The organism is Streptomyces sp. NPDC058307 (assembly GCF_042880295.1).
Lineage (GTDB): Bacteria > Actinomycetota > Actinomycetes > Streptomycetales > Streptomycetaceae > Streptomyces.
On the sequence record NZ_JBHVYZ010000051.1, the window covers coordinates 31,891 to 45,127 of the forward strand.

The following is a 13,237-nucleotide window of genomic DNA, read 5'->3' on the forward strand; positions in this document are numbered from 1 at the left end:
TGGCATCCCGCGCACAAGGACACGTCCAGCGTCTTGACGTGTTCATGTGAGCTGACTTCCATGGAGGACGCAGGGTGATGGGAGCGCTCCCATCCAGTTCCGGACCCGCGCCTCCCGAGAGGAAGCAGCGAAATGTTCCGCAGCTTGCGAAGAGCGCTGTGTGCGGTGGCGGCGGCTCTCCTGGTGCCGCTGGGGACCGCTGGTCTTCAGACGGCCGACGCCGCCGAGGCCGCCGGCGCCGGTTACTGGCACACCAGCGGCCGCCAGATCCTGGACGCCTCCGGGCAGCCGGTCCGGATCGCCGGCATCAACTGGTTCGGCTTCGAGACCTCCAACAACGTGGTCCACGGCCTCTGGTCCCGCGACTACAAGTCCATGATCGACCAGATGAAGTCGCTGGGCTACAACACGATCCGCATCCCGTACAGCGACGACATCTTCAAGGCGGGCACGGTCCCCAACAGCATCGACTTCTCCAGCGGCAAGAACGCCGACCTCCAGGGGCTCAACTCCCTGGGCGTACTGGACAGACTCGTGTCGTACGCCGGCCACGACGGCCTCAAGGTCATACTCGACCGGCACCGTCCGGACGCCGGCGGCCAGTCGGCGCTCTGGTACACGGCCGCGGTCCCGGAGTCGACGTGGATCGCCAACCTCAAGGCGCTCGCGACGCGTTACAAGGGCCAGGACACCGTCGTAGGCATCGATCTGCACAACGAGCCGCACGATCCGGCCTGTTGGGGCTGCGGGGACACCGCCACGGACTGGCGCCTCGCCGCCCAGCGGGGCGGGAACGCCGTGCTGTCCGTCAACCCCGACCTGTTGATCTTTGTCGAGGGCGTGCAGACCTTCAACGGCGTCTCCGGCTGGTGGGGCGGCAACCTGATGGGCGTCGCCCAGTACCCGGTGCAGCTGAACGTGGCGAACCGGGTCGTGTACTCCGCCCACGACTACGCGACCAGCGTGGCCCAGCAGAGCTGGTTCAGCGACCCGACGTTCCCCGCCAACATGCCGGGGATCTGGGACAAGTACTGGGGCTACATCTTCAAGCAGAACATCGCGCCGGTGTGGGTGGGAGAGTTCGGCACCACCCTCCAGTCGACCGTGGACCAGAAGTGGCTGGCGGCGCTGGTCTCGTACCTGCGGCCCACGTCGACGTACGGCGCCGACTCCTTCCACTGGACCTTCTGGTCCTGGAACCCCAACTCCGGTGACACGGGCGGGATCCTGAAGGACGACTGGCAGACCGTGGACACCGTGAAGGACGGCTACCTCGCGAGCATCAAGGCGCCGGGGTTCCCGGGCAGCGGGAGCGACCCCGGTGATCCGGGCGGGAGCACGGCTGCCTGCACCGCCGCCTACACCGTCAGCAGCGACTGGGGCAGCGGCTTCAACGCCGAGGTGAAGGTGACCAATTCCGGTACGACGGCCCTCTCCTCCTGGAAGGTGACCTGGACCTGGCCCGGCTCGCAGAAGGTCAGCTCCATGTGGAACGCGTCGTACACCCAGACCGGCCCGACCGTGACCGCGACGAACGCCTCGCACAACGGGGCGATCCCGGTGGGCGGTTCGGCGAGCTTCGGGTTCGGGGGAGCGCCCGGGGGTGGTGGGGTGCCGAGTGTGAGCTGTACGGCTGCGTGAGGTCGTGGGACGGAGGTGCTTGGTGCGGGCCAAGTGCCTCCTGACCAAAGGAGTTTCAAATCTTCCGCTCAGGTGTTTCTCATACGAGAGGTTCTTCGACAGGATGCGGCCATGAGAAAAAGCGCAGCCGTCCTGTGCGGTGTGACCGCCGTACTGGCCGGGACACTCACGGCCCTTCCGGCCGAGGCCAGCCCGTCCGTGAGCACCGCAGCACTGGCGAAGGTCGCCTGGAAGAAGTGCGGCACGGAGGACACCCCGACCCTCCAGTGCGGGTCGGTGAAGGTGCCGCTCGACTACGCCAAGCCGCAGGGCCGGAAGATCACGCTGGCCGTGTCCCGGGTGCCGCACACCGCGAAGAAGTACCAGGGCCCGCTGCTGGTCAATCCCGGCGGACCCGGCGGCAGCGGTCTGTCGCTCGCCGGATTCGTCGCGTCCTCGCTGCCCAAGGCGGTCGCGGCCCAGTACGACGTCATCGGCTTCGACCCGCGCGGAGTGGGCGCGAGCAAGCCCGCCCTCGACTGCAAGCCGGGTCAGTTCAACCCGGTGCGCCCCGCCAGCGTGCCCAGCACCCCCGCGATCGAGAAGGCCAACCTCGACCGCGCCAAGTCCTTCGCCGCCGCCTGCGGCCGCAAGTACGCGGACCTGCTGCCGTACATCAACACGATCAACGCCGTGAAGGACATGGACTCGATCCGTAAGTCCCTCGGCGCCAAGAAGATCAACTACTTCGGCTACTCGTACGGCACCTACCTGGGCCAGGTCTACGGCAAGCTGTTCCCGACCCACGTGCGCCGCCTGGTGCTCGACTCGATCGTCGACCCCCACGGTGTCTGGTACGACGCCAACATCTCGCAGGACTACGCCTTCGACGCCCGGCAGAAGGCGCTCATGGCGTGGATAGCCAAGTACGACTCCACGTACAAGCTCGGCACCGACCCGGCCGCCATCGAGGCCAAGTGGTACGCGATGCAGGCCGAGTTGGCCAAGAAGCCCGCGGGCGGCAAGGTCGGCGCCGCCGAGCTGGAGGACACCTTCATCCCGGGCGGCTACTACAACGGCTACTGGCCCGACCTGGCCAAGGCGTTCGCCGCGTACGTGAACGACAAGAACGCCGCCCCGCTGGTCACGGCGTACGAGAACATCGCCGCCATCGACGCCTCCGGGGACAACGGCTACAGCATCTACACGGCCGTCCAGTGCCGTGACGCCTCCTGGCCGCGCGACTGGCACCAGTGGCAGAAGGACAACTGGGCCGTGTACGAGAAGGCCCCGTTCATGGCCTGGAGCAACGCCTGGTACAACGCGCCGTGCGCGTTCTGGCCCACGAAGTCGCTCAAGCCGGTGAACGTCGCCAACAGCAAGCTGCCGCCGGCGCTGCTCTTCCAGGCGACGAACGACGCGGCCACCCCGTACGAGGGCGGCGTCACCGTCCACCACCTGCTCAAGCACTCCAGCCTCGTCGTCGAGCAGGGTGGCGGCAACCACGGCATCACGCTGAGCGGGAACGCCTGCCTGGACAAGTACCTGGCGAAGTACCTGACCGACGGCACGGTGCCGCGCGGCCACGGCACGGCCGACGCGGTCTGCAAGAAGCTCCCCGACCCCACGCCGCCGGCCGCGGCGAAGGCCGCCATGAGCACGCAGCAGTCGGCCACCGTCTCGCGCGGCGACACCCTGCACGGGCTGCTCGGCTTCCGCGGCTAGACCAGCGGAACACCGGCGGGACATGAGAAGGGCGCCCGGTTGCTCACCGGGCGCCCTTCGTCGTCGTAGCGGAAGCGGGTGTTACAGCTTCTCGATGACGTAGTCCACGCACTTCGTCAGCGCCTCGACGTCCGCCGGGTCGATCGCCGGGAACATCGCCACGCGCAGCTGGTTGCGGCCGAGCTTGCGGTAGGGCTCGGTGTCCACGACGCCGTTGGCGCGCAGGACCTTGGCGATCGCGGCGGCGTCGATCTCGTCCGAGAAGTCGATCGTGCCGATGACCTGGGAGCGCTTGGCCGCGTCGGTGACGAACGGGGTCGCGTGCTTGGACCCCTCCGCCCAGCCGTACAGGCGGGTCGAGGAGTCCTTCGTGCGGGCCGTCGACCACGCGAGACCGCCCTGGCCGTTGATCCACTCCAGCTGCTGGTTGAGCAGGAAGAGGGTGGCGAGGGCCGGGGTGTTGTACGTCTGGTTCTTGCGGGAGTTGTCGATCGCCGTCGGCAGCGAGAAGAACTCCGGGACGTGACGGCCGGACGCGTGGATCCGCTCGGCGCGCTCGATCGCGGCCGGGGAGAACACGCCGATCCACAGGCCGCCGTCGGAGGCGAAGGACTTCTGCGGGGCGAAGTAGTAGACGTCCGTCTCGGCGATGTCGACCGGGAGACCGCCGGCGCCGGAGGTGGCGTCGACCAGGACCAGCGACCCGGAGTCCGCGCCCGCGACACGCTTGATCGGGGCGGCGACACCCGTCGACGTCTCGTTGTGCGTGAACGCGTACACGTCGACGCCCGCCTCGGCCTGCGGCTCCGGGTGGGTGCCGGGCTCGGAGGAGATGACGGTCGGCTCGGCCAGCCAGGGGGCCAGCTTGGACGCCTTCGCGAACTTCGACGAGAACTCGCCGAAGGTCAGGTGCTGCGACTTGTTCTCGATCAGGCCGTGCGTCGCGATGTCCCAGAACGCGGTCGAGCCGCCGTTGCCGAGGACGACCTCGTAGCCGTCGGGGAGCTGGAACAGCTCGGAGATGCCCTCGCGGACCTGTCCGACCAGGTTCTTGACGGGGGCCTGGCGGTGGGAGGTGCCGAGGAGGGAGGTGCCGGTCGCGGCCAGCGCGTCCAGCGCTTCCGTCCGCACCTTGGAGGGGCCCGCGCCGAATCGACCGTCGGCGGGCTTGATGTCAGCGGGAATCTGGATCTCAGCCACGGGGGGAGCGTAGCCGCTGGGGGAAATCTGGTCGAAACGTAGTCCGTCGGGTGAGACGCGGTGGTGTCGGCCGGACTGGTTTGCCGGAGTACCGGACTGGTTTGCTGGAGTCATGACGGATCTTGAGGCCGATCTGCGGAAGGCCGTCCGGGGCGAGGTCGGTTTCGACGTCACCTCCCGGGCCCTGGTCACCATGGACGCGTCCAACTACCGGCGCGTTCCCCTCGGGGTCGTCGCCCCGCGGGACGCCGACGACGTGACGGCCGTGCTGGAGGTCTGCCGTACCCATGGCGTCCCCGTCGTCCCGCGCGGTGGCGGTACCTCCATCGCCGGGCAGGCCACCGGTACCGGGGTCGTGCTGGACTTCACCCGGCACATGAACCGGGTCCTGGCGCTCGACCCCGAGGCGCGTACCGCCGTCGTGCAGCCCGGCCTCGTGCTCGACCGGCTCCAGGACGCCGCCGCGCCGCACGGGCTGCGGTTCGGGCCCGACCCCTCCACCCACAGCCGGTGCACGCTCGGCGGGATGATCGGCAACAACTCCTGCGGCTCGCACTCGGTGGCGTGGGGCACCACCGCGGACAGCGTGCGCGAGCTCGACGTCGTCACCGCGCGCGGGGAGCGGCTGCGGCTCGGGCAGGGGTGGGCCGGGGCGCCCGAGGGACTGCGGGAGCTGGTCGACGGGGAGCTGGCACGGCTGCGGACCGGCTTCCCCGAGCTGCCCCGGCGGATCTCCGGCTACGCCCTGGACGCCCTGCTGCCGGAACACCGGGCCGACGTCGCCCGGTCCTTCTGCGGCAGCGAGGGCACCCTCGGCGTCCTCACCGAGGCCGTCGTCCGGCTGGTGGAGGCGCCACGCGCGCGTGCGCTCGCGGTCCTCGGGTACGCGGACGAGGGCGCGGCCGCCGAGGCCGCGGCCGGGCTGCTGGTGCACCGCCCCCTGACGGTGGAGGGCATGGCGGCCGACCTGGTGCCCTCGGCGGCCGCGCTGCCCCGGGGCGGCGCCTGGCTGTTCGTCGAGACGGGCGGCTCCGCCGAGGGCGAGGCACGCGCGCGTGCGGACGAGATCGTGCGCGCGGCCGACGTCCTCGAGGCGCTCGTGGTGACCGACCCGGCCGGGCAGCGCGCCCTGTGGCGCATCCGCGAGGACGCCAGCGGTACGGCGACGCGGATGCCGGACGGTTCGGAGGCCTGGCCCGGCTGGGAGGACTGCGCGGTGCCGCCGCGGCGGCTGGGCGCGTATCTGCGGGACTTCCGGGCACTGTTGGGCGCTCACGGGCTGCGCGGAACGCCTTACGGCCACTTCGGCGACGGCTGCATCCACGTCCGCATCGACTTCGACCTGCTGACACGGGCGGGGATCGGGAGGTTCCGCCGCTTCTCCGAGGAGCTCGCCGACCTGGTGACGGCGCACGGCGGATCACTGTCCGGGGAGCACGGCGACGGACAGGCGCGGGCCGAACTCCTGCCCCGGATGTACGGCGACGAGATGGTCGCCCTCTTCGAGCGGGCGAAGGCCCTCTGGGACCCGGACGACCTCCTCAACCCCGGCATGCTGGTCCGCCCGGCCCCCCTCGACACCGACCTCCGCTTCGCCGTCCTGCCCCGCGAGCCGGTCGACGTCGCCTTCGGATACCCGGACGACGGCGGTGACTTCTCCGCCGCCGTACGACGCTGCGTCGGGGTCGCGAAATGCCGTACGACGTCTGCGTCCGGGTCGGCCGTCATGTGCCCGTCCTTCCGGGCCACCGGCGAGGAGGCGCACTCCACGCGCGGGCGTGCCCGGCTGCTGCACGAGATGCTGGCCGGTGAGGCGGGCGGGCTGGTCACCGACGGCTGGCGGTCCGAGGAGGTGCGCGAGGCGCTGGACCTGTGCCTGTCCTGCAAGGGCTGCCGGTCCGACTGCCCGGTCGGGGTCGACATGGCCACGTACAAGGCGGAGTTCCTGCACCACCACTACGCGAGCCGACGCCGTCCGGCGTCCCACCACAGCATGGGCCGGCTGCCGGAGTGGCTGCGCCGGGTGGACCGGCTGCGGTTGGCTTCTGTGCTCAACTCCCTCGCCGCCGTACGGCCGTTGGCGGCCGTCGCCAAGCGGCTCGGCGGGATCGCGCCCGAGCGGCGGATCCCGAAGCTGGCGGCGGAGACGTTCAGCCGGTGGTGGGACAGGCGAAAGGTCCAGGGCGCCGGCGGTGACCTGGTCATCCTGTGGCCGGACACCTTCACCGAGCACCTCTCGCCGTCCGTGGGGCAGGCGGCCGTACGGGTGCTGGAGGCGGCGGGGCTGCGGGTGGCGCTGCCGCCCACCCTCCACCTGGAGAAGGCGCCGGTGGGCGACGGCAGGACGGTCGCCCTCGACCCGGTGTCCCTCCTGCGGGGCCGGGGCCGGGTCTGCTGCGGCCTGACGTACGTGTCGACGGGCCAACTCGACCGCGCCCGTGCGGTGTTGCGCCGCACCCTCGACCTGATGGCGCCGGTGCTGGAGACCTCGACCCCGGTCGTCGTCCTGGAACCGAGCTGCGCGGCCGCCCTCCGCACCGACCTGCCGGAACTGCTGCACGACGATCCGCGGGCCGCCCTTCTCGCCTCCCGCGTCCTGACCTTCGCGGAGGCCCTGGAGCGACTCGCCCCCGACTGGCGGCCACCGGCCCTGAACCGCCCGGTCGTCGGCCAGACCCACTGCCACCAGCACGCCGTCCTGGGCGAGGCGGCCGACCGCCGGCTGCGCGAGGCCGCGGGACTCACCGGCGACCTGAGCGGCGGCTGCTGCGGACTCGCCGGCAACTTCGGCTTCGAGAAAGGGCACTTCGAGGTGTCGCGGACCTGCGCGGAGGAACAACTGCTGCCGACGGTACGTCAGGCTCCGCCCGACACAGTCGTGTTGGCCGACGGGTTCTCCTGCCGTACGCAGCTGGAGCAGCTGGCGGCGGTGCGGGGCAGGCACCTCGCGGAGGTGCTGGCGGAGGGACTCGCACAGAAGCCCTGAACAGGCGGCGCCCGCCGCCCCGGCGGAGTCGCTCCCGCTCGGTGCCCCGCTCGGTGCCCCGTTCGGTGCCCCGCTCGGTGCCTGCTCGGGGCAGACTCACCACCATGCCCGCCTTCGACCGCGTCGCCGTCCTCTCCGACATCCACGGTGTCCTGCCCGCACTGGAAGCGGTCCTCGCCGAGCCCGACGTGGCCGCCGCCGACCGGATCGTGCTGACCGGGGACATTACCGCGGGACCCCAACCCACCGAAGTACTGGCCCTGTTGAGGGCGCTGGGGGAGCGAGTGCTGTGGGTCTCGGGCAACGCGGACCGGGAACTCGTCGAGTACCGCAGAGGGGAACGGTCGGAGATCCCCGACCCGATCGCCCCCTACGCCGCCGACCGACTCACCGACGAGGACGTGGAGTTCCTCGCCACGCTCCCCGACACCCGCACCCTCACCGTCCGCGGCCTGGGCGAGGTCCTCTTCTGCCATGCCACTCCCCGCGACGACGAGGAGGTCGTCCTGGTCGACTCACGACCGGCCCGCTGGACCCAGGTCCTCGGGGGCGTCCCCGACACCGTCCGCACGATCCTCTGCGGCCACACCCACATGCCGTACGTCCGCCTCGCCCACGGCCGCCTGGTCGTGAACCCGGGCAGCGTCGGCATGCCGTACGGCCGCCCCGGCGCCCACTGGTGCCTGCTCGGCCCCGGCACCGACCTGCGGGTGACGCCGTACGACATCCCGGCGGCCGTGGAACGCCTTGTCGCGGAGTGCGACTGGCCGGGGATCGCGGAGTGGGCGGACTACTACCTCAACGCGCGGGCGACGGACGCGGAGGCGTTGGAGACGTTCGGCCCGCGGGACGGAAGGGCGGGCTCGTAGCACCTGTTGCGATACTCCCGCCGTGGAGACGAACCCCCTTCTCACGGACTGGACCCTGCGTCGCGCGCACCCCGACGACGTCGAGCCGATAGCCGAACTGCGGGCCGTCGTGATGCGCCCCGACCTGGAGCGGCTCGGCCGGTTCGACGAGCACCGGGTACGGCAGCGGTTCCGGGACGCCTTCGACGCGCGGCACATGACGATCATCCTGGCCGAGGGGCGTTTCGCGGGCTGTGTCGCCCTGCGGCCGGCCGCCGACGGCCACTGGCTGGAGCACTTCTTCATCACCCCGGACCTCCAGGGCCACGGCCTCGGCTCGTCCGTCCTGCGCGGGCTGCTCGCCCGAACCGACACGGACGGCGAACTCGTCCGCCTGAACGTCCTGCGGGGCAGCGCCGCGCGACGGCTGTACGAGCGGCACGGGTTCAGGGTGGAGAGCGAGGACGCGGTGGACGTGTTCATGCTGCGTCGGCCGGGGCACGGCACCGCCGCACACGACCTGATCAACAAGTCGACCGGGCAGCCGTAGACGACGCCGCGTCCTGCACGATGTCGCGGCTGGTGGGGGACCGGACGGATCCGGGCCTCCACCACCGCATCGGTCTGCTGTCGGCGCTGCCCCCGGCGTCGGGGAACTGCGCGGCCCGACCAGGGACCACGGAGCTCAGGCGGTCAAGGCTGTTGCCGTGCCTCGTCGGCGACCTGCCTGCCCGAGTCGCGTGCCTGGTCGGTCACCCGGGTGGCCTGGTCGCGAGCCTCGTCCTGAGTGGTGCGGGCGCCTTCCGCGGCGGTGTCCTTCACCTCCTGCGCCGCGCTCTGCGCAGTCTCCTTGGCGCCCTCCATCAGGTTTTGCGCGGAGTCGAGTGCGGCCCGCTTCGCCGGCTCCAGCGCCTCGCCTCCGCGTTGCATCAGCTCGGTGGCCTTCTCCTGCTCCGCCTGGGACGCAGGCAGCATCGAGGACACCAGCATGCCGAAGCCGAAGGCGATCAGGCCGGCGGCCAGTGGATTGCCCTGGGTCTGACGCATCGCCTGGTCGGGCGCCTGCCGTACCGCTTCCCCTGCCTGGTCGGCCGCCTCACGCGCCGTGTCGGCCGCCTGCTGGGTGCCCTCCTGCAGCGAACCGGCCGCCGACTGAGCGCTGCTTCTGACCCCGTGGGCGGTGTCCGAGGCGGACCCCATGACCCGCTCCCGCATACCCGAGACAGCGCCGCGCATCCTCCGGGTGCGGCGACGGACCACACGTCGGGGGCTGGCACGGTCCGCGAGCCGGTCCACGTCCGCGGACAGCCGGTCCCGGGTGGCGTCGATCTCAGCTCTCATCTGGTCGGATGACGTGCCCATTGCGCATTCTCCTTCATCGTTTCGACAGTCTGCTCAGGCTTCGGCGCCACGGTGCGCATCTGTGTGCGGCCACGCTGGTACAGCACGGCTGCGATCACGGCCCACACCGCGGTGACGATCAGGGCGGCCCAGCCCCCGTCCATCACGTTGGCCAGGCCCAACACGGCGGCCGATGACAGGAACAGGAGCACCATGTAGCCGGCGAATCCGGCGCCGCCGTACATGCCGGCGGCCTTGCCCGCCTTGGTCGCCTCCTGCTTGACCTCGGTCTTGGCCAGTTCGACCTCCTGGCGGAACAGGGTCTGAATGTCCGAGGTCACGGCGGACAGCAGTTCACCCACAGAGCCGTCCCTGCCGTGCGACTCCGCCGAGTTGGACGGGATCGAGGACATCGCTCACACCTCCGGATACGGGCGAGTCGGAGCACCGCCCGGGGGCGTACCGACGGACGGCGGGACCTGCGGCGGAGCGGGCGGCACCACCGGCGACGGCTCCTGCGCGGTGCCTGGCGGAGGACCGGCCGGGAGTGTCGCGGACCCCTGCTCGTTCAGCGGCGCCTGCTCCGAGGTTCCGGGGGACCGCTGCTGTCCGTTTCCAGAAGACTGGTCCGACTTGGCCGCAACCTTCGCCAGTCGCCCGACGGCCAGCCCTGCCAGGAGCGCACCACCCAGGAACGCTCCGGGGCGACGGCGGGCGAAGCCCTGCACATCGGAGAGAACGCCCTCGACTCCCTGCTGCTCCATGTATGCGGCCGCCCGGTGCCCGCCGTCGGCCGCCTGGGCCGCGAGGCTGCGGGCGGGGGAGTCGCTCTGGGCGTTCTCCGCCAGTCCCGCCAAGTCGTCCGCCCAGTGGCGCAGCGCCCCGGCCGCCCGCCTGGTCTGCTCCTCGATCTCGTCTCTCGCGCGACTCCGCAGCTCCTGGACGACCACGCCGGCCTGCTGCCGTGCCTCCCCCGCCACGGCCTTCGCCTGACCGGCGGCGGTACCCGCGACCTCACCCGCAGCCTGCTTCGCCTGACCGGCCGTGGCCGACATCTCCGCTCTGGCCGTCTCGCCGGTCTGCTGCAACCTCGCCGCGTTGCCTTGTATTGCCTCACTCATCAGCCACTCCTCCTCGACACACGCTCAGCTTCGACACGTCGGGTTTATTGGCGAGTGACTGTTTTGGTGGCATTCACACACGTAAGCGAGAATTACGGTTCTTCCTCTATGGGCTCCCCCGGCTGTGAGCTCCAGCCCCTGGTCTCACAGCGGTCGTCCCGGCCGCCCCCGACTACGGGATCGGCCTGCTGGGTGGCGTGTGCCGGTGACGTCGGCGTACCGCTTGCGCAACGTCAGTCGCGGCCCTGGGCGTCGGTCGGGCCGAAGGCGTCGGGACGGGCTCGTCGGCAGCCCCGGACGATGCCCTGGGGGTGTGGCCACTGGGCGGCGTCGGGTAACCGTCCAGCTCGGCCATCTGGCGTGCGGTGCCGGTGTCCGGGTTCGGTTCGAGCACACGCTGGGTGCCGAGCTGCCGGCGCTGCCTGGCGTCTCACGTCCCCGAAGCAGTGGCACAGGAAGTTTACGCACCTGGCGCAGTCCATTACTGTGAACTCGTAAGTTCACCCTACTGGACAGTGGGGTGTGCCGCACCGGACCAAACACAGCCGAGTATCTGGACCGCCCGTGACCACGCCCGACACCCCCAGTACGGCCCGCGTCTCCCCGGCCCCGACCGCGCCCCCAGCCGCCGTCGGCACGCCCCGCCGCACCGCCCTCGGCCCTGTCGGCCTCGTGCTCGCCGGAGGCGTCTCCGTGCAGTTCGGGGCGGCACTGGCCGTGACGCTGATGCCGAGGGCGGGCGCCCTCGGCGTCGTGACCCTGCGACTGCTGGTGGCCGCGCTCGTCCTCCTCGCCGTCTGCCGGCCCCGGCTGCGCGGGCACTCCCGTACCGACTGGGGCACGGTCGTCGTCTTCGGCCTCACCCTGGCCGCGATGAACGGCCTCTTCTACCAGGCCGTCGACCGCATCTCGCTCGGCGCCGCGGTGACCCTGGAGTTTCTCGGCCCCCTCGCCCTCTCGGTGCTCGCCTCCCGCCGCGCGGTCAACACGGTCTGGGCCGCGCTCGCGCTCGCCGGTGTCGTCCTCCTCGGCGGCGGGGACTTCGGCGACCTGGACCCGGCGGGCGTGGCCTTCGCACTGGGCGCGGGCGCCATGTGGGCGGCGTACATCGTCTTCAGCGCGCGTACCGGGCGCCGCTTCCCGCAGGCCGACGGCCTCGCCCTGGCGATGGCGGTCGGCGCCCTGGCGTTCCTGCCGCTCGGCATCGCGGAGTCGGGCACCAGGCTTCTCGACCCGGTGACCGTGGGCCTGGGCGCGGCGGTGGCCGTGATGTCCTCCGTCCTGCCCTACACCCTCGAACTCCTCGCCCTGCGCAAGCTGCCCGCCTCCACTTTCGCGATCCTCATGAGCCTGGAGCCGGCCATGGCCGCCCTCGCGGGCTTCCTGATCCTCGACCAGACCCTGTCCGCGCTCCAGGCCCTCGCCGTCGCCCTCGTGATCGCGGCGAGCATGGGGGCGGTGCGGACGCAGGTGGGGCGGGGCAAGGCGATCACTCCGTGAGCCTCGACGGGCCGGGTACGGCGTCAGTGCGTGAGCCCGAGCGCGGGGCCGTACCCCGCGTCAGTTCGCGGGCTTCTCCCACACCGAGACGTGCGTCTCGCTCTCACTCGTAAAGGGGGCGCGACCCCAGTCCTCCCACCGCTTCCGCAGTCGCATCCCGGCCAGCCGGGCCATCAGGTCCAGCTCCGCGGGCCACACGTACCGGAACGGGATGGACCGGAAGGAACCCCGCCCGTCCTCGACCTTCACATGGTGGGAGGCCATCGCCTGGGTGGCGGTGTCGTAGGTGTCGAACCCGAGGCGGTCGGTGCCGACATGGAACGGCACCGTGTTCTGCCCGGGCGGCAGTTTCCGCAGCTGGGGGACCATGACCTCGACCACGAAGGTCCCGCCGGGTGCCAGATGGGCCGCGACATTGCGGAAGCAGTCCACCTGGGCGTCCTGGGTCGTCAGGTTCATGATCGTGTTGAAGACCAGATAGGCGACCGAGTAGGTGCCGGGCGCGCGGGCCGTCGCGAAGTCCCCGATCGTCACCCCGACCGCCGCACCGCCGGGCTTGGCCCGCAGCCGGTCCGCCATCGCCCGGGACAGCTCGATGCCGTGCACGCCGACCCCGCGCCCCGCCAGCGGCAGGGCGATCCGCCCGGTCCCGACACCCAGCTCCAGGGCCCGCCCTTCCCCCGCCAGCTCCGCCAGCAGGTCCACGGCCGGCTCGACCGCCTCGGGCGCGAACATCGCCGCCGACGACTCGTCGTACGTCGCCGCGACGGACTCTCCGAAGTAACCGTCGTCATGGATCACCGGGGGACCGTACTGCGAGGACGGAGGCGGGCGCCTCCGAATATCGGGCCCTCGGCCATCAGTGGCGCGCACATCGGTCCCGCAAAATTAATGCA

Annotated in this window: 11 protein-coding genes; 6 read left to right on the top strand and 5 right to left on the bottom strand. The window is 71.2% G+C overall.

Annotated features, from left to right (window positions below):
• The first annotated feature begins 132 nt into the window (after positions 1 to 132).
• Both ACFVYN_RS30140 and ACFVYN_RS30145 read left to right on the top strand, forming a co-directional pair.
• On the top strand, positions 133 to 1,641 hold the full coding sequence (locus ACFVYN_RS30140; RefSeq protein WP_390004066.1) for a cellulase family glycosylhydrolase: 1,509 nt from the start codon (positions 133 to 135) through the stop codon (positions 1,639 to 1,641).
• A 111-nt stretch (positions 1,642 to 1,752) separates the two neighbouring features.
• The gene (locus ACFVYN_RS30145; protein WP_390004069.1) at positions 1,753 to 3,345 is read left to right on the top strand and encodes an alpha/beta hydrolase; all 1,593 of its coding nucleotides are present in this window, start codon (positions 1,753 to 1,755) and stop codon (positions 3,343 to 3,345) included.
• 81 nt (positions 3,346 to 3,426) lie between these two features.
• On the opposite strand, the gene serC is transcribed toward ACFVYN_RS30145, so the two are convergent.
• Positions 3,427 to 4,545, bottom strand: a complete 1,119-nt coding sequence (gene serC, locus ACFVYN_RS30150) for a phosphoserine transaminase (RefSeq protein WP_390004072.1) — start codon at positions 4,543 to 4,545, stop codon at positions 3,427 to 3,429.
• A 112-nt stretch (positions 4,546 to 4,657) separates the two neighbouring features.
• Here serC and ACFVYN_RS30155 point away from each other — a divergent pair, with 112 nt between their 5' ends.
• From ACFVYN_RS30155 to ACFVYN_RS30165, 3 genes are all read left to right on the top strand, one after another.
• Positions 4,658 to 7,531: an FAD-binding and (Fe-S)-binding domain-containing protein gene (locus ACFVYN_RS30155; RefSeq protein WP_390004074.1), complete on the top strand. Its 2,874-nt coding sequence runs from the start codon at positions 4,658 to 4,660 to the stop codon at positions 7,529 to 7,531.
• Positions 7,532 to 7,635: 104 nt separating this feature from the next.
• Positions 7,636 to 8,400, top strand: a complete 765-nt coding sequence (locus ACFVYN_RS30160) for a metallophosphoesterase family protein (RefSeq protein ID WP_390004077.1) — start codon at positions 7,636 to 7,638, stop codon at positions 8,398 to 8,400.
• Positions 8,401 to 8,422: 22 nt separating this feature from the next.
• Positions 8,423 to 8,929: a GNAT family N-acetyltransferase gene (locus ACFVYN_RS30165; protein WP_390004080.1), complete on the top strand. Its 507-nt coding sequence runs from the start codon at positions 8,423 to 8,425 to the stop codon at positions 8,927 to 8,929.
• 143 nt (positions 8,930 to 9,072) lie between these two features.
• Here ACFVYN_RS30165 and ACFVYN_RS30170 read toward each other — a convergent pair whose 3' ends face one another.
• The 3 genes from ACFVYN_RS30170 to ACFVYN_RS30180 are packed head-to-tail and all read right to left on the bottom strand — an operon-like array spanning position 9,073 to position 10,841.
• The gene (locus ACFVYN_RS30170; RefSeq protein ID WP_390004083.1) at positions 9,073 to 9,741 is read right to left on the bottom strand and encodes a DUF3618 domain-containing protein; all 669 of its coding nucleotides are present in this window, start codon (positions 9,739 to 9,741) and stop codon (positions 9,073 to 9,075) included.
• Complete coding sequence (locus ACFVYN_RS30175) at positions 9,717 to 10,133, bottom strand: phage holin family protein (RefSeq protein ID WP_390004085.1); 417 nt, start codon at positions 10,131 to 10,133, stop codon at positions 9,717 to 9,719. Before ACFVYN_RS30175 ends, ACFVYN_RS30170 begins: the two co-directional genes overlap by 25 nt.
• 3 nt (positions 10,134 to 10,136) lie before the next feature.
• Positions 10,137 to 10,841, bottom strand: a complete 705-nt coding sequence (locus tag ACFVYN_RS30180) for a hypothetical protein (protein ID WP_390004088.1) — start codon at positions 10,839 to 10,841, stop codon at positions 10,137 to 10,139.
• A 564-nt stretch (positions 10,842 to 11,405) separates the two neighbouring features.
• Between ACFVYN_RS30180 and ACFVYN_RS30185 the strand changes: the two genes are divergently transcribed.
• Positions 11,406 to 12,341, top strand: coding sequence for a DMT family transporter (locus tag ACFVYN_RS30185; RefSeq protein WP_390004090.1), 936 nt, complete (start codon positions 11,406 to 11,408; stop codon positions 12,339 to 12,341).
• Positions 12,342 to 12,401: 60 nt separating this feature from the next.
• On the opposite strand, the gene ACFVYN_RS30190 is transcribed toward ACFVYN_RS30185, so the two are convergent.
• Entirely contained in the window at positions 12,402 to 13,142 is a 741-nt protein-coding gene (locus ACFVYN_RS30190; RefSeq protein ID WP_390004093.1) for a class I SAM-dependent DNA methyltransferase, read from the bottom strand.
• Between the last annotated feature and the right edge of the window lie 95 nt (positions 13,143 to 13,237).

Coding starts and splice junctions, on each gene's coding strand:
- ACFVYN_RS30180 (WP_390004088.1), bottom strand. CDS start 10,841: ATGAGTGAGGCAATACAAGGCAACGCGGCGAGGTTGCAGCAGACCGGC.
- ACFVYN_RS30155 (WP_390004074.1), top strand. CDS start 4,658: ATGACGGATCTTGAGGCCGATCTGCGGAAGGCCGTCCGGGGCGAGGTC.
- ACFVYN_RS30140 (WP_390004066.1), top strand. CDS start 133: ATGTTCCGCAGCTTGCGAAGAGCGCTGTGTGCGGTGGCGGCGGCTCTC.
- ACFVYN_RS30170 (WP_390004083.1), bottom strand. CDS start 9,741: ATGGGCACGTCATCCGACCAGATGAGAGCTGAGATCGACGCCACCCGG.
- ACFVYN_RS30145 (WP_390004069.1), top strand. CDS start 1,753: ATGAGAAAAAGCGCAGCCGTCCTGTGCGGTGTGACCGCCGTACTGGCC.
- ACFVYN_RS30160 (WP_390004077.1), top strand. CDS start 7,636: ATGCCCGCCTTCGACCGCGTCGCCGTCCTCTCCGACATCCACGGTGTC.
- ACFVYN_RS30175 (WP_390004085.1), bottom strand. CDS start 10,133: ATGTCCTCGATCCCGTCCAACTCGGCGGAGTCGCACGGCAGGGACGGC.